6 protein-coding genes and 1 pseudogene are annotated in these 15,696 nt (G+C 66.8%); 3 read left to right on the top strand and 4 right to left on the bottom strand.

Annotated elements, in window-relative coordinates; translation table 11 throughout:
* Positions 1 to 391: 391 nt before the first annotated feature.
* The 4 genes and pseudogenes from BI347_RS24620 to BI347_RS14855 all read right to left on the bottom strand — a co-directional run.
* Positions 392 to 9,061, bottom strand: a pseudogene (locus tag BI347_RS24620) (SDR family NAD(P)-dependent oxidoreductase); the annotation flags it as partial.
* The gene (asnB, locus tag BI347_RS14865; protein ID WP_071113576.1) at positions 9,058 to 11,022 is read right to left on the bottom strand and encodes an asparagine synthase (glutamine-hydrolyzing); all 1,965 of its coding nucleotides are present in this window, start codon (positions 11,020 to 11,022) and stop codon (positions 9,058 to 9,060) included. The gene asnB and the pseudogene BI347_RS24620, both read right to left, overlap by 4 nt.
* 105 nt (positions 11,023 to 11,127) lie before the next feature.
* Entirely contained in the window at positions 11,128 to 12,024 is an 897-nt protein-coding gene (locus BI347_RS14860) for an ACP S-malonyltransferase (RefSeq protein ID WP_071116207.1), read from the bottom strand.
* The gene (locus BI347_RS14855; protein ID WP_071113572.1) at positions 12,021 to 12,287 is read right to left on the bottom strand and encodes an acyl carrier protein; all 267 of its coding nucleotides are present in this window, start codon (positions 12,285 to 12,287) and stop codon (positions 12,021 to 12,023) included. Before BI347_RS14855 ends, BI347_RS14860 begins: the two co-directional genes overlap by 4 nt.
* A 553-nt stretch (positions 12,288 to 12,840) precedes the next feature.
* On the opposite strand from BI347_RS14855, the gene BI347_RS14850 reads away from it, so the two are divergent.
* From BI347_RS14850 to BI347_RS14840, 3 genes are read left to right on the top strand one after another with little or no spacing between them, the layout of a single operon-like run.
* The gene (locus BI347_RS14850; protein WP_204378047.1) at positions 12,841 to 14,223 is read left to right on the top strand and encodes a PfaD family polyunsaturated fatty acid/polyketide biosynthesis protein; all 1,383 of its coding nucleotides are present in this window, start codon (positions 12,841 to 12,843) and stop codon (positions 14,221 to 14,223) included.
* Between the two features lie 5 nt (positions 14,224 to 14,228).
* On the top strand, positions 14,229 to 14,477 hold the full coding sequence (locus BI347_RS14845; RefSeq protein ID WP_071116205.1) for an acyl carrier protein: 249 nt from the start codon (positions 14,229 to 14,231) through the stop codon (positions 14,475 to 14,477).
* Positions 14,455 to 15,684 carry a beta-ketoacyl synthase N-terminal-like domain-containing protein gene (locus tag BI347_RS14840; RefSeq protein ID WP_071116204.1) on the top strand — a complete coding sequence of 410 codons (1,230 nt, stop codon included), beginning with the start codon at positions 14,455 to 14,457 and terminating at the stop codon, positions 15,682 to 15,684. Before BI347_RS14845 ends, BI347_RS14840 begins: the two co-directional genes overlap by 23 nt.
* The last annotated feature ends 12 nt before the right edge of the window (positions 15,685 to 15,696 follow it).

Here is a 15,696-nt window from a genome sequence, read left to right as displayed (position 1 = left end):
CACGTGGTCCGTCAGGAAGAACTCGCCGCCGCCGAAACGCTGCTGAAGCGCTGCGATACACGGTGGAGGCGTTCTCGTGCACCAGCGGATGCAGCCGCCGCGCCGTCTCGACCGCCGCCGTCTCCGCAGCCGCGACCCAGTAGCGCTCGCGCTTGAATGGGTAGCCCGGCAAGGAGATCCGCGCCGGCAGACCTTGCGGATACAGCCGACCCCAGTCCAGCGCCAGCCCTTTCACCCACAGCTCCAGCAAGCGGTCATACTTCTTCTTGCCCATCCAGGCCTCAAGCGCGAGGCTCAGGTCCTCATCCTCGGCGAATACCGCCAACCCGTCCTTGCCGCGCCTCACCTCGCCCTGCCAGCGACCCTCCACTTCCGCATCGCCGCGCAGATGCGCTTCCAGCTTGCCCGCCAGCTCGCCGATGCCGTCCACCAGCAGCGCCAGCCGATGCTCCATCGCCTCCCGACCCAGCTGCAGCGTCGCCGCCACCGACGCCAGATCGCCCTCGCCCCAGCCCCCTATCGCCGCCAGCAACTGCTGCGCCCGCGTCCGCAACTCCGCCTCGGTCCGCGCCGACAGCACGATGGCCGCCGGCCCGGCAATCGCCGGCCACGACCGGCGGTCGACATATTCCTCGACGATCACATGCGCGTTGGCCCCGCCGGCGCCGAAGGACGAGATGCCGGCGATTCGCGGATACTCCCGCTCGACGCCGTCCACCGTCAGCAACGGACGCTTCCACTCCTGCAGCTCGCGCTGCACGAAGAACGGACTGCCCGCGAAGTCGATGTGCGGGTTCAGCGTGTCGGCATGCAGGCTGGGCGCCAGCTGGCCGTGCCGCATCTGCAGCAGCACCTTGGTCAGCCCGGCGATCCCCGCCGCGCTTTCGCCGTGGCCGATATTGGATTTCACCGAGCCCAGCGCGCAGAACTGGGTGTCCGCCGTCTGCGCCTGGAAGGCCTGGCTCAGCCCCGCCACCTCTATCGGGTCGCCCAGCTCGGTGCCGGTGCCGTGCGCCTCGACATAGCTGATCGCCCGCGCGTCTATGCCGGCCTTGGCGATCGCGTCGGCTATCAACTGGCGCTGCGCGCCCGGATTGGGCACCGTGTAGCCGTGGGTCTTGCCGCCGTGGTTGATGCCGCTGCTTTTGATCACCCCGTGAATCCGATCGCCGTCCGCCTCGGCCCGCGCCAGCGGCTTCAGCAGCACCGCGCCGACGCCTTCGCCGGGCACGAAACCGTTGCCGCCGGCGCCGAAGCTGCGGCACTGCCCGTCCCGCGACAGCATCCGCGCCATGCACAGCATCACGTAGTTGCTGGAGTGCAGATAGAGGTTGACCCCGCCGGCGATGGCCAGTTCGCACTCGTCCCGCCTCAGGTGCTCGCACGCTTCGTGTATCGCCGTCAGCGACGACGAGCACATGGTGTCTATCGGCAGGCTGGGACCGTTCAGGTTGAGGAAGTAGGACACCCGGTTGGCCACCGAGCTGAACGAGGTGTGCGGAAACACCGCCGTCCCCTGCCGCCACAGCGCGGGACCGTACAGGTCGAAACCGGTCTTGGTGATGCCAGCGAACACGCCGACCCGGCCGTCGTGGACCCGCGCCAGCCGCTCCCGCGTGTAGCCGGCGTCTTCCAGCACGTCCCAGCAGCTTTGCAGGAACAACCGCTCTTGCGGGTCCATGCCTTCGGCTTCCGCCGGCGAGATGTTGAAGAACAGCGGGTCGAATTCGGCGAAGCCGTCGACGAAGCCGCCCCATTTGCTGTAGCTCTTGCCGTTGGCCACCGCCTGCTCGGGGTCGGCGCAGTAGAAGCTGTCCAGCGCCCAGCGCTCGACCGGGATTTCGCTGATGCAGTCGCGGCCCGACTGCAGATTGTCCCAATACTGCTCCAGCGTCCGCGCCTGCGGGTAGCGCCCGCTCAGGCCGATGATGGCGATCGCCGCGCCGCCGTCCGGCCGTGTCGGTGTCGGCGCCGGCATCGCTTCGCGCCGCATCGGCGCCGTCGGACCCGCGGCCGGTTGCGCGGCCGTCTCGCCGCCGCTCCAGCGCAGGCAGGCTTCCGGCCGCTGCGCGCTCAGATAGGCCGCCAGCGCGCCCAGCGTGCGGTATTCGAACCACAGGGTCTTGGACAGGCCGCCGAAGATCGACTCCAGTTCGCGGTTGAGCCGGGTGATCAACACCGAGTCGATGCCGTAGCATTCCAGCGCTTCGTTGGCGTCCAGCCTGTCCACCGCCACCTGGGTCACGCCGGCGAACAGCTTCTTCAACTGCCGCAGCGTCCGCGCCTGCAGCGCCGCCGGCTCGGTATGGCGCTCGGGCGCGGGCTCGGCCGGCCGACTCAGCGCGCCGTCGCCGCTCAGCACCACCAGCCGCGCGTGTTCGTGCTGCGCCAGCGCGCGGTAGAAGGCGTCCAGCCCCGGCCGGGTCGCCAGCGGCGTCAGCCCGGCGGCGGCCAGTGCCGCTTCTCCGGCCGCGTCCAGCCGCATGCCGCCTTCCGCCCACAGCGGCCAGCACAGCGAGACCGTGCGGCCTTGCCGCGCCCCAGCCGCCACCTGGGCCGCCCGCCGTTCGGCATAGGCGTCCATGAAGGCGTTGGCGCTGGCGTAATCCCCTTGTCCCACATTGCCGAACACGCCGGCGATCGAGGAGAAGACGGCGAAGAAGTCCAGCGGCTGCACCGCGGTCGCCCGATCCAGATGGACCAGACCGGCCACCTTGGGCGCCAGCACCGCGCGCAGATCGTCCACCCGCTTGTTCAGCAGGAAGCCGTCCCGCAGCACGCCGGCGGCGTGCAGGACGCCGTTCAGCCGGCCATGCCGCGCCAGCAGGCCCTGCACGCAGGCTTGCACCGCCGCGCCGTCGGCGACGTCCAGCGCCTGGTACGCCACCCGCGCGCCCAGCGCCGCCACTTGCCGCCGCCGCCCGTCGTCCAGCGCCGAACGGCCGGTCAGGATCACCGTGGCGTCCTGGAGCTGGGCGAGAATCTCGCGGGCGAACAGCAGGCCCAGACCGCCCAGACCCCCGGTGATCAGATAGACGCCGCCTTCGCGCCACGGCAACGACGGCTCGCCGACGGCGGCCAGCGGCCGCAGCGTCGCCGCCCGGCAGCCGTCGCGACCATGGCGGAGCTCGCGCTGCGCCGGCCGCTCGGCGCCGGCTTGCAGCGCCTCGGCCAGCGCGCCGGCGTCCGCCGCCGGATCGACGCGAATCAGCTGGGTCTGCAGGCCCGGATGCTCCAGGCTGGCGCTGTTGAGCAGACCGGACAGACCCTGGCGCAGCCAGCCGTCTTCGCCGTCGTCCGCCAACACCACCTGCAGCAGCGCGCCGTCCTCCAGGCCGGACCGCAGCAGGTCCTGCACCTGCCGGAACACATGTTCCAGGCTGGCGCCGAAGCGCTCGGCCGCGTCGTTCCCGCCGTCGGCCAGCGTCTCGCAGTGCAACGCCTGGCCCGCCGCGTCCCGCGCCGGCGCCCGCCCGGCGCAGGCGGCGTCGAGCAGGACCCGGCGCTGGCCGAAACGCCGCGCCGCGCCGGCCGCCGCCGCTTCCCAGCCGCGCGCCAGCAGGCTAACCGTCGATGCGCGCTCTTTCGATGCGCTCTCTTCGCTCTCCGCCGCCGCCGCGACCCAGTAGCGTTCGCGCGCGAACGGGTAGGTCGGCAGACTCAGCCGGGGCGGCCGGCCGCCGACCGGCGTCGGCCAGCCGGCCACAGCGCCCCGCACCCAGTCTTGCGCCAGCCGCTGCGGCTCGGCGTCCATCTCGGCCGCCCGCGCCGCGGCGCCCGGCTTCGCCTCGCCGACCGCCAGTTGCGCCACCTCGCGGCCGGCGGCGAAATCGGCCAGCGCGTCGGCGATCTGTTCGCGCGAATGGCCGACGAAAGCCAGCCGGTGGCGCAGCGCGGCGCGCCCGCTTTGCAGCGTGTGGGCCAGCGCGGCCAGATCGACTGCCGGCTGCGCGCGCAGCCAATCGGCCAGCCGGCCGGCATAGGCCCGCAGCTGTTCGCCGGTCTTGGCAGACAGCACGATCAGCGCCGAGCCGGCCACGCTGCGCCAGGGCGGCGGCGGCGGCGCCTCTTCCAGCACCAGGTGGGCGTTGGTGCCGCTGAAGCCGAAGGAACTGACCGCCGCCCGCCGCGGCCGACCCGCCGGCGCCGGCCATGGCGACAGCTCGGTGTTGACGTAGAAGGGGCTGTCGTCCAGCGCCAGATGCGGATTGAGCGCTGAAAAATGAATCGTCGGGGGCAACATGCGGTGCCGCATCGCCAGCAGCGTCTTGATGACGCCGGACACGCCGGCGGCGGCCAGCAAATGGCCGATATTGCTTTTCACCGAACCCATCGCGCAATACCCGCGCCTGTCGGTATGCGAGCGGAACGACTCGGTCAGCGCTTCCACCTCGATCGGGTCGCCCAGCTTGGTGCCGGTGCCGTGCGCCTCCACCAGCGAGATCGTTGCCGGGTCGATGGCGAAACGCTGATAGACCTGTTTTTGCAACGCCGCTTGCGAACTGACGCTGGGCGCGGTGATGCCATTGGTGCGGCCGTCCTGGTTGACGCCCCAGCCCTTGATCACGCCATGGCAGATGTCGCGGTCGCGCAGCGCGTCCGCCAGGCGCTTGAGCAGCAGCACGCCGACACCCTCGCCGGGCACGAAGCCGTCGGCCCGGGCGTCGAAAGTGAAGCAGCGCCCACCGCTGGACAGCATGCCGGCGTCGCTGGCCATGATATGCAGCTCCGGCCCGGCCAAGACGCTGACGCCGCCGACCAGCGCCAGATCGACGCGGCCCAGGGTCAGGCTGTCGCATGCTTCGGCGATGGCGACCAGCGAGCTGGAGCAGGCGGTGTCTATCGCCAGACACGGCCCTTTCAGATTCAGATGGTAGGCGATGCGCGCGGCCAGAATGGATGAGGAACCGCCCATCAGCCCCTGGGCCGTCAGGCCGGCCTGGCCGCCCGCCCGGCCATACTCCCCCTGGACGCAGCCCACATACACTCCGCAGCCGCTGCCGGACAGGCTGTCGGGGTCGATGCCGGCGGATTCGATGCAGCTCCAGCCATGTTCGAGGAACAGCCGTTGCTGCGGATCCATCCATTGCGCTTCAAACGGCGAGATATTGAAAAACAGCGGATCGAAGCAATCCGCCTCCTCCAGCACCCCCATCCATTTGCTGTAGCTGCGCCCCGGCGTTCCGGGGCGGGGATCGTAGCACCCCGCCATCGCCCAGCGCCGCGCCGGGACTTCCGATATGCAGTCCCGACCGCCGACCAGCATGTCCCAGAATTCGTCCAGCGTCTTGGCGCCGGGGAAGGCCCCCGACACGCCGATGATGGCGATATCGTCCGACGCCGGTTTCGCGCCGCCGGCGGCCGGCGCCGCTCCGGCCGCCTCGGCGGCGCGGCGCCACTGATCCAGCATGCCCTGGACGCACTGCTCGGCGCGATCGATCACCTGTTCGGCGGCATGGCTGATCACCACCTTGCCGATATGCTTGCCGGAAGCGACGAAGGCCAGCGCCTCCTTGATCTTGGCCAGCGGATAGATTCTGGAGACCACGGGCAGCAGCAGGCCAGTCTCGAACAGACGCAGCAGCGGCGCGAACGCCTCGGCCCAAGCCTGCCCGTTCTCGAGCGCCAGCCGCCGCAAATCGATGCTGTGAAAGGACTGGTTCTCCACCAGCCGGGACAGGTCCAAGGGCTGGCTGGTTCGCAGCGCCTGCACGGCGATCTCCAGATAGCGGCCGCAAGGCGCCAGGCAATTCAGGCCTTGCTGGATCGCTGCGCCGGACAGCATGTTCAGCACCACGTCCACGCCGCGACCGTCCGTCCGCTTGCGGAGCTCCCGATCGAAAGCGGTCCGGTAGTTGAGAGCGTGCTCAAGCCCAAGCCGGCGCAGAGTCTCCAGCTTGTCCTCTTTGCTGGAGGTTCCGCTGACGACGGCGCCGCGCAGGCGGGCGAGTTGTATCGCCGCCAGTCCGCATCCGCCGGTGGCGGTCTGGATCAGCACGCTCTCGCCGCGGGACAGCCTGGCCGCCTCGAAAGCGTGGTGCGCGGTCAGAAACACCACCGGCAGGCTGCAGGCCTCCTCGAAACTCAGATTCGCCGGCTTGCGGATCACATTGGCCGCCGGCACGTTCACCTGGCTGGCATGCCCGCCCATGCCGGCGCCGGTCAGCGCGATCACCTCGTCGCCGACCGCGATGCCGTCCACCCCCTCGCCCAGCCGGGACACCACGCCGGCCACCTCGAAGCCCGGCACGAACGGATAGGCCGGCATGGTCGGATACAGCCCCTGCACGCACATGGCGTCGGGGAAGTTGATGGCCGACGCCCGCACCGCCACGGCGACCTCGCCGCGCCCGGGCGCGGGCACGCGCCATGCGCTCAGTTCGACCTCATCCAGCGTATGCACGGTCGTCACCACCAGCGCGCGGTCACCATCCGCCGGCGCCGCGCCCGAGCCCGCCGCCGAAGCGGCGGCTTGAGGGTGCTTGACGCCGCAATCCTGTGCCAGGTGCGCGGCCAGACGCCGGATGCTGCAATAGTCGTACAGCCGGGTGGCCGGCAGCGCCAGCCGGTAACGCTTGTTGATCGCCCTGGCCCATTCGACGCCGACGATGGAATCCAGACCCAGTTCGGAGAACGGTCGCTCGGCGTCGATCTCGGCGGGGTCCATGTACAGCGCCTCGGCGAGGCTGGCCTTCAGCGCCTGCTCCAGCTCGGCCAGCGACAGGCCGGCGTCCGGCGCGGACGCACCGGCAGCGCCCGCCATCGGCGGCTCAGCCGTCGCTCCGCCCGCCGCGCCGGCGTCGGCCAGCAGCGACAGCAGATAGTCGGCAAGCCGGCGAATCGACGGATAGTCGTAGAGACGCGTAGCCGGCAGCTTGAGGCCGAACGTCTTGTTGATCGCGCGGCTCCATTCGACGCCGACGATGGAATCCAGGCCAAGCTCGGAAAATGGCCGGTCCGCCTCCAGCTCGCCGACGTCCATATACAGCGCCTCGGCGAGGCTGCCGGTCAAGACGCGCACCAGTTCGGCCAGCCTCTCGCCATCGGCAGCAACGGAGACGGCGGACACCGGAACAACGGCCCTGGCGACATCCACCCGCGCCTCGGCCGCCGCGCGCTGGCAGCCGGCGACTCTCCCGGCCTCGCCATCTACCGCCGGAACGAGCGGCTGCAGGAAGATCTTCCCCGATCTGGCCGGCTCGGCAGCGGCCGGCGACAAGGCTTGCCGTCCAGCCTGTTCCGCGGGAGCCGCCCAATGACGGCGGCGCTCGAACGGATACAGCGGCAAGGCCTTGAGCCGCCGCTGCCGGCCGTCGAGCCGCCGCTGCCAATCGATAGCCGCGCCCGCCACCCAGCGCTCGGCCACCAAGGCCCACGCCGGCCCGGCGGCGTCTGCGGCCAAGTCGGCCGGGGGTGCCGCCTCCCGCGCCGCCTTGCCGCGAAAACCGTCATCCACTTGATCGGCGCCGGCAGCGAACGCATTCAGTCGCGCGATCAGGATGGAAACATCGGACACTACGATGGCCAGCCGCTCGGCAAACGCTTCGCGGCCGATCTGCAATGAATAGGCGAGATCGGCCAGGGCCATGCGCCCGCCGTCCTGCGACAAGAAGGCGGCCAGGGAGGCCGCCTGTGCCCGCAGTCTGCCGATATTCGGCGCGGACAAGACTATCAGTTGCGGCAGGCCGTCCGGCTCGGCCACTGCCTCCTCCGCCACCGGCTCCCACTCCTCGACCACCAGATGAGCATAGGCTCCGCCATAGCCGAACGCGCTGACGCCGGCACGCCTGGGCAGCAAGTCCGGCCCCTGCGCCATGGCCGGCCACGACCGGGTCTCGATGGGAATGCTAAACGGCGAGCCGTCCAGCTTGATCAGCGAGTTGAGCGCCTGGAAATTGAGGTTGGCCGGCAAGCTGCGATGTTTCAGCGCCAGCAGGACCTTGATCAGTCCGGCGATGCCGGCGGCGGCCTCCAGGTGGCCGATATTGGTTTTCACCGCGCCCAAGGCGCAATATCCGGCCGCCTGGCTCACCGGCAGCCCGACCTCCGCCCGGCTTGCGGCCTGGGCGGCGAACGCCTGCTTCAGGCCGAGGAACTCGATCGGATCGCCCAGCGCCGTGCCGGTGCCGTGCACCTCGATATAGCCGACGGTGTCCAGCGGCACGCCGGCATCGCCGTAGGCGTCGAGCAGCAAGCGGGACTGCTGTTCGGGGCTGGTCACGGTAAGGCCCCGGGTCCGACCGCCATGGTTGATCGCCCCGCCCTTGATCAGGCCGTAAACCGGATTTCCGTCGCGGATGGCCTGGCTCAGCGGCTTGAGCAGAACCGCCCCGGCGCCCTCGCCCCTGACATAGCCGTTCGCCTGGGCGTCGAACGTCCGGCACACGCCGTCCGGCGACAACATGCCCGCGCTGCCAAAGGCCAGGAAACGGCTTTGGCTCCAGCAGATGTTCGCGCCGCCGGCCAGCGCCGCCTCGCACTCGCCGGCCCGCAGCGCCTTCACCGCCATATGCACCGCGACCAGGGAACTGGAGCACGCGGTGTCCACGGTGACGCTGGGCCCGCGCAAATCGTATACGAATGAAACCCGGTTGGAGAGAATCGAGCCCGAGGTGCCGGTGGAACCGTAAAGGCCCGTTTCGTAGCGGCCGTATTCGTTCAGCAGATCGGCGTAGTCATTATTGCAAACGCCCATGAACACGCCGACCTTCCGGCCGGCCAGCGTGGACGGCCGGATACCCGCATCTTCCATCGTATGCCAGAGAACCTCCAGCAATATCCGCTGCTGGGGGTCCATCAATTCGGCCTCTTTCGGCGATATCTTGAAAAACATCGCGTCGAAGCAGTCGGCTTCGGCGATGAAGCCGCCGCGGAAGGGCTGCGCCCGCTCCGGATCGCGCCAGCGCCCCTCGGGCACCGGGCCGATCGCGCTTTTGCCCTGCAACAGATTGTCCCAGAACACCAGCGGATTTTCAGCCTGAGGAAACCGGCAGCCTAGGCCGATGACGGCGATTTCGTCCTGAGCGGACGCCGCCGGCGCGACACGTCGTTTGCTTTTCATGCGTAAAGCCGTCCATCGATTCGTCTGGTCAGCAGCGCGTCTATCGCCGACGGCTCCGGGGCGTTCCGCTCGACAAAGCGGCGATGCAGCAAGGCCGTCGAAAGCAGGAACAGGAAGGTTTGATTCTCGGCTTGGCTGATCCGCTCCACCGGCTTCGACAGCAGCTTGTCGGCAAAGGCGAGGCAGAACTTCGGATCCAGCGCGTCTATCTTCTTCAGCTCGCTTTCCGAGCCGATCGCATCCAGATAATCCGGTCGGCACGCCAGAAAGGCGCTGGCATCGGGCGCGCGATACGGCTGCTTCGGCTTGCTCAACAGCCGGGCCGGCAATTGGTCGGCGAAGGCCCGCTTGAGCAAATGCTTTTCATCGAAGGGGTCGCCGAACTTCAAGTTGCCCGCGCAGGCGAGGCGGACGACGGCCGGATCCAGGAACGGGCAGCGGTTTTCCACGCTGTGGGCCAGGCTCATCCGGTCGCCCTGGGTAGACAGCAGGTACCCTCCCAGCAGGGTCTTGTACTCCAGCCACTGCGCGCGCTGCACCTGGCTCAAGCGCGAAAACCGCCCGCCGGCGGCAGCGACCAGCTCCGTCAACGGTTTCAGTGCCTCATGCTTTTGCCGCAGCAGGCGGGCGGAGAGCTGGGAGTTGTGGAAACGGAGCTGGTGCGAGAAGAAGTCCTCCGACTCCTTGCCCGACAGCTGGTCGAAGAAAGCGGAGATCGACGCCCGGTTCTGCTCGTTGAACTGGCGCAGATACGGATACAGGCGGGACAGGCCGGCTTGGCGCGCGTCGGCGTCCTTGCCGCCCCAGTCGGCGCGCAGCAAGGTTTCCTTGAAAATGTCGTAGCCGAGAAAGGCCTCATCGGCGCCCTCGCCGGTGAGAACCACCTTGATGCCCTGGCGGTTCACTTCCCGCGACAGCAGGAACATCGGCACGAATGCCGTCCGGAAAACCGGCGTTTCCGCATGCCATAGCGCGTCGGGGAACGCATCGACGATATCCCGACTGCCAATGCTGAGCGAGGTGTGCCGGGTGCCGAAAAACGAGGACAGCAGTTGCTGGTCCCCCGACTCGTCGAACTCGTCTTCGTCAAAGCGTATGGAGAAGCTTTTGACCGGCCCGGCCGATTGTGCGCCGACCAGCGCGGTGATGATCGCCGAGTCTATGCCGCCGCTGAGATAGGTGCCGACTTCGACATCGCCGCGCAGACGCAGGCCGACACTGTCGGACAGCGCCGCGCGCACTTGCTCCGCGGCCTCCTCTTCGCCCAGCGCCAGCGGCTCCGCGTCCAGTTCCAGCGGCGCGTAACAAACGGTTTCCACCCCCTGGCCGTGCGCATAAAGATAGGCCCCCGCGGGAACCTGCCGTACCGACGAGAAGCCGCAATGCTCGTCCAGCGGCGTCCAGATGCGGAAAATCGAGGCCAGCTGTTCGCTGTCGAACGCGAAGCGGAACGGTTCATAGGCGAGAAGGCATTTCAATTCCGAGGCGAATACGATGGCGCCGGACTGGTTCAGGTAATACAACGGCCGCTTGCCGAAACGGTCGCGGGCGAGAACGATGGAGCGCTCCACCCGGTCGTATATGCAGAAGGCGAAGGCGCCGTTCAGCCGTTTCAGCGACTGCGCGCCCCATTCGATCCAGGCCTGCAGCAGCACTTCCGTGTCGCAATGGGAGACAAAACGCCGGCCGCGCGCCTCAAGCTCGCCCCTCAGCTCCTTGTAGTTGTAAATCTCGCCATTGAACGCAATCCAGTAGCGCCCGGCTTCATCGCCCAGCGGCTGCTGCCCGCCGGCGATGTCGACGATGCTCAGGCGAGCGCTGCCCAAGGCCGACACATCGTCGAAGTAGTATCCCATCTCGTCCGGACCGCGATGGCGCATCCGCGCCAGCATGCTCTTCAGACAATCGACCCGCTCCTGGGTCTGAAGCCCCTCATGAAACAGTCCCGCGATTCCGCACACTGGCATTCCCTCCCAAGATGGGTCTTCTTAGAACCGCTGACAAAACTCCTGATCCTGCGCCTGCTCGCCGCACGGTTGGCACTGCCCGCGTCGGCCCGCCTAGGCTCAGGCGCGCCAGCCGCGAAAATCGGCGTCCCGGTCGATGAAGAAACCGAACTTGCTCAGCTGGCTGCCGTGGCCGAATTCGATGAATTGAGTACAACCGCCGGCGATCAGCTGTTTGATCCCCCGACTCCACTGCACGGGATGGCTGAGATGGCGGGACAAGCTTCGGCGCAGCAAGTCGCCGTCCACCGGAAGGCTCTCGCCAGTGACGTTGTCGATGACGGGGATTCGCGGCTCGCCGAGCGCGACGCCTTGCAGATAGCGTTCAAAACCGGACTCGGCGGTTTTGAGCAAGGGACAGTGCCAGGCCCCGCTGACCGGCAGCTGCAACAGTTTTTTCGGCCGAAGCGCGGCGATGCTCTCCATCGCCTGCCCGATCGCCGGCAGGGTACCAGCGATGGAATACTGTCCCAGACAGTTGTAATTGCTGATGAAGACCGGGAAGCCATCCAAACGCAGCCGCTCCAGCAGCGCCTCCAGTTCGGCCTCCTTCAGGCCTATCACCGCGCACATGCCGCCGGGTTCGCTTGCGGAGTACTCGTCCATCAGGCGTGCCCGCTCGACCAGGACGGCTATCATGGCCTCGTAACCGATCATGCCAGCAGCATGCATCGCCGCCCACTGCCCCACGCTGTATCCCGCGCAGGCGGCGGGCTCGACATCCGAGTGCTGCTTGAAAAGCTCCAACGCCAAGGTGCCGACCAACACGGTCAGCAGCGAGCTGAACCGGTTCTGGTTCAACATCTCCGCCCGGCCGGCGGCAAGTTCGCGCAAGACATCCGTCTGGACGAGGTCGCAGATTGTCTGATAGCGCTCGTGGAATTGCGGATGTCGGCGCACGGCATCGCACATGGCCGGTTCCTGCGCGCCCTGTCCGGGAAACAGGAAAACCGTCATTCCGGAACGGCGCTGCGCCGTGCCTGGTCCTGCAAAGCCTGCGATACCAGGGACACGATCCCCGATAGCGAAACCAGAACGTTGGAAAGCACTTCCTCATCGGTGAAGCGGAGGCCGAACTCTTTTTCGACAAACTGGATCAACTCGATATAAGCCTGGGAATCCATCAGACCAAGCTGAAACAGATCGCTGTCGGCATCGATATCGCCGCCGAACTCTATCAGCAGGCGCTCCGACAGGAATTGACTGATTTTCTCTTGCATGACGGGCTCTTGAAGTTAAGTGCAACAGTAAACAAGCAAATCCAGCAATGACTTGCCATCATTCCATCCCACACCCTGCCACCAATCAAACAAAATACGCCGCGGAATAAGCACGCGGTCCACGCTTCCCAAAGACGCTCGTCCCGATATGACAAGCAGGCGGCACGCCGGACGCCGTCGGGATGAATCCGCGCGGCACAGGCAACAAATATGCCATATGGATTCATAATGCATAATGCAAATGCGTACGTCAACAAGAATCATCCGTCTGAAAACCGCGTCCGGATGCTATCGCGGAACGGAAACCGACGTGGAATCCGGCCAGTCCTCGCTACCGTCCCCGTCGGGATCAATGACAATCGCAAAAATTGTGAGTCACTTTTAGCACAATTGTCATTGCCCCTTGCGCGACATCCGTGCGGGAAGTTAAGATGGGGTCTGCTGTAAATGACAAAAGCATTTATGTAGGCATGTGAATACCTGATTCAGATGTTTGCGCTGCGCCACCAGCAAACTCTCTGATGTGTAATCCTAATGATGCACGGGAGTGGGAATGGGGATGATTGCCGCTGGGACATTGGGCAGCGCCGAGTTCAGGGCCGACTACAGGGTCAAATACGCTTATCTGGCCGGCGCGATGTATAAGGGCATCGCCTCGAAAGAGCTGGTGACGGCGATGGGCAAGGCCGGCCTGATGGCCTTCCTTGGCACCGGCGGCCTGTCCCCGGAAGAAATCGAATCATCCATTCGTTTTATTCAAAGCGAATTGGCCCCAGGTCAGCCGTATGGCATGAATCTGCTGTCCGATCTCGCCCGGCCGGAACAGGAACTGCGCACGGTCCAGATCTATCTCGAATACGGCATCCGCCACGTCGAAGCCGCGGCCTATATGCGCATCACTCCCGCCTTGGTTCGCTACCGTCTCAAGGGCATCGCCGTCGATGCCGACGGAATCGTCCGCGCCCCCAATCATGTCCTGGCGAAAGTGTCCCGCCCCGAAGTCGCCGCGCTCTTCATGCAGCCGGCTCCCGACAATATCGTTCGCGAACTGGCGGCCTCCGGCCTGCTTGATGCCGAGGAGGCCCGCTTGGCCGATCGGGTCCCGATGGCCGACGACATTTGCGTCGAGGCGGACTCCGGCGGCCACACCGACCAGGGGGTGGCCTATGTGCTGATGCCGGCGATGCTTGCCCTGCGGGACGAAATGGCGGCGAAGCATCGATATTCCAGCAAGATAAGAATGGGCGCCGCGGGCGGGATAGGCACGCCCCATGCCGCGGCCGCCGCCTTCATGCTGGGCGCGGACTTCATCCTAACCGGCTCGATTAATCAGTGCACATGCGAGGCGGGAACCAGCGAGTCGGTCAAAGAGCTGCTGCAACACATCGATGTCCAGGATACGGCCTACGCCCCGGCCGGCGACATGTTCGAACTCGGCGCGAAGATACAGGTGGTGCGGCGCGGTCTGTTCTTCCCGTCCCGGGCCAACAAGCTGCACGAGCTTTACATGCGCCACGGCTCTCTGGAAGAAATCGATCCGAAAACCCGCCAGCAGATTCAGGAGAAGTATTTCCGACGTTCGTTCGACCAGGTCTGGGATGAGACGCGGCGCCACTACGCCCGCCTCGACCCGGAGCAGTTCGAGGCGATGGCGCGCAACCCCAAGCGAAAAATGGCCATGATCTTCAAATGGTATTTCGCCCACTCCACCCGGCTCGCCCTGCAAGGCGAAGAAGATCAGCTCACCGACTACCAGATTCACTGCGGCCCGGCCCTGGGCGCATTCAACCAGTGGGTGAAAGGCACAGCCATCGAGCGCTGGCAAAACCGCCATGTCGCCGACATCGCAGAACGCATCATGCAAGGCACCGCCCAATGGCTGAACCAGCGTTTCGGCGCGCTGGCCGGCGCCGACCTCCACCAACCCTCAAAGTGATCGCCATGAGACAAGAAGACATTCTTCAATTGATCGTCGAGCAGACGCGGGCCGTCCTGCCGAATCTTGAACGACACGCTTTCCAGGGCAGCGACCGGCTGGCCGACCTGGGCGCCAATTCGGTGGACCGCGCGGAAATCATCATGATGGTGCTCGACGCGCTGTCCCTGAAGATTCCGCGCGTCGAAACCTTCGGCCCCAACAATATCGGCGAACTGGCGGATTTGCTGCATGCCAAGCTCCAGCTGGCCTGAGACGGTCGTCACCGGCGTTGGCGTCACCTCGGCGATCGGCCAGGGACAGGAGGCTTTCCTCGGCGCCTTGCTAAACGCCGAGTCGTCGTTCGGCGTGATGCAGCGCCCCGGTCGCCAGAAGGACTCCGCCTTTATCGGCGCGGAGATCGCCGAGCTGCGCATGCCCGACGCCATCGACCGCAAGCAGTTGCGCCGGGCCTCGTTAAGCGCCCAGGTCGCCCTGGCGACGCTGGGCGAGGCCTGGCAGGACGCAGGCCTCATCGATGTGGACCCCATCCGCATCGGGCTGATCGTCGGCGGCTCCAATCTCCAGCAAAGGGACATGCTGCTGACCCGGGAGGCCTACGCCGAGCGGGAAAAATTGCTCAGCCCGGCCTACGGCGTGTCCTTCATGGATACCGATCTGTGCGGCTTCTGCTCCGAACAGTTCGGCATACGCGGCCTGGCCTGCACCGTCGGCGGCGCGTCGGCCAGTGGTCAGTTGGCGGTGATCCAGGCGATCCAGGCCGTGCAGTCGGAACAGGTGGACGTCTGCATCGCGCTTGGCGCGCTGACTGACCTGTCTCATTGGGAGTTCCAGGGATTGCGCAATCTCGGCGCGATGGGGTCGGACCGCTTCGCCGAGCAGCCCGAGCTTGCCTGCCGGCCCTTCGACCGCGACCGCGACGGCTTCATCTACGGCGAGTGCTGCGGCGTGGTGGTGGTCGAGTCCGAGGCGTCGGCGCAACGGCGCGGCGCCGTTCCCTATGCCCGGCTGGCGGGCTGGGGAGTGGCGATGGACGCCAACCGGCAGCCCGATCCGTCGCCGGAAGGCGAGGCGCGCGCGATCCGGATGGCGCTGCAACGCGCCGGCCGCGCTGCAATAGACATCGACTATGTCAACACCCACGGCACTGGCGCGCCGCTGGGCGACGAGACCGAGCTCAGGGCCATCCAGTCCTGCGGACTTTCCCACGCCTACCTCAACGCGACCAAGTCGATAGTCGGCCACGGCCTGAGCGCCGCCGGCGCCGTCGAAATCGTCGCCACCCTGCTGCAGATGAAGGCGGGACGGCTGCATCCGACCAAGAACCTGGTCGATCCAATCGCGCCATCGCTGAACTGGGTGCGCGAACGCAGCGTGGCCAGCGCCATCGACACCGCGCTGACGCTGAGCATGGGATTCGGCGGCATCAATACCGCGCTTTGCCTGCGGTCCTATTCCTAAAGATTGCCGGGA

The sequence above is a fragment of the Chromobacterium sphagni genome, from assembly GCF_001855575.1.
Classification (GTDB): Bacteria; Pseudomonadota; Gammaproteobacteria; order Burkholderiales; family Chromobacteriaceae; genus Chromobacterium; species Chromobacterium sphagni.
Note: the sequence above shows the minus strand (reverse complement) of the source record. Positions and strands in the feature narration are given on the sequence as shown.

What these genes read in the sequence shown, in the direction of transcription:
- BI347_RS14860 (WP_071116207.1), bottom strand. Translation starts at nt 12,024, where the DNA reads ATGACGGTTTTCCTGTTTCCCGGACAGGGCGCGCAGGAACCGGCCATG.
- BI347_RS14855 (WP_071113572.1), bottom strand. Translation starts at nt 12,287, where the DNA reads ATGCAAGAGAAAATCAGTCAATTCCTGTCGGAGCGCCTGCTGATAGAG.
- BI347_RS14850 (WP_204378047.1), top strand. Translation starts at nt 12,841, where the DNA reads ATGGGGATGATTGCCGCTGGGACATTGGGCAGCGCCGAGTTCAGGGCC.
- BI347_RS14845 (WP_071116205.1), top strand. Translation starts at nt 14,229, where the DNA reads ATGAGACAAGAAGACATTCTTCAATTGATCGTCGAGCAGACGCGGGCC.
- BI347_RS14840 (WP_071116204.1), top strand. Translation starts at nt 14,455, where the DNA reads ATGCCAAGCTCCAGCTGGCCTGAGACGGTCGTCACCGGCGTTGGCGTC.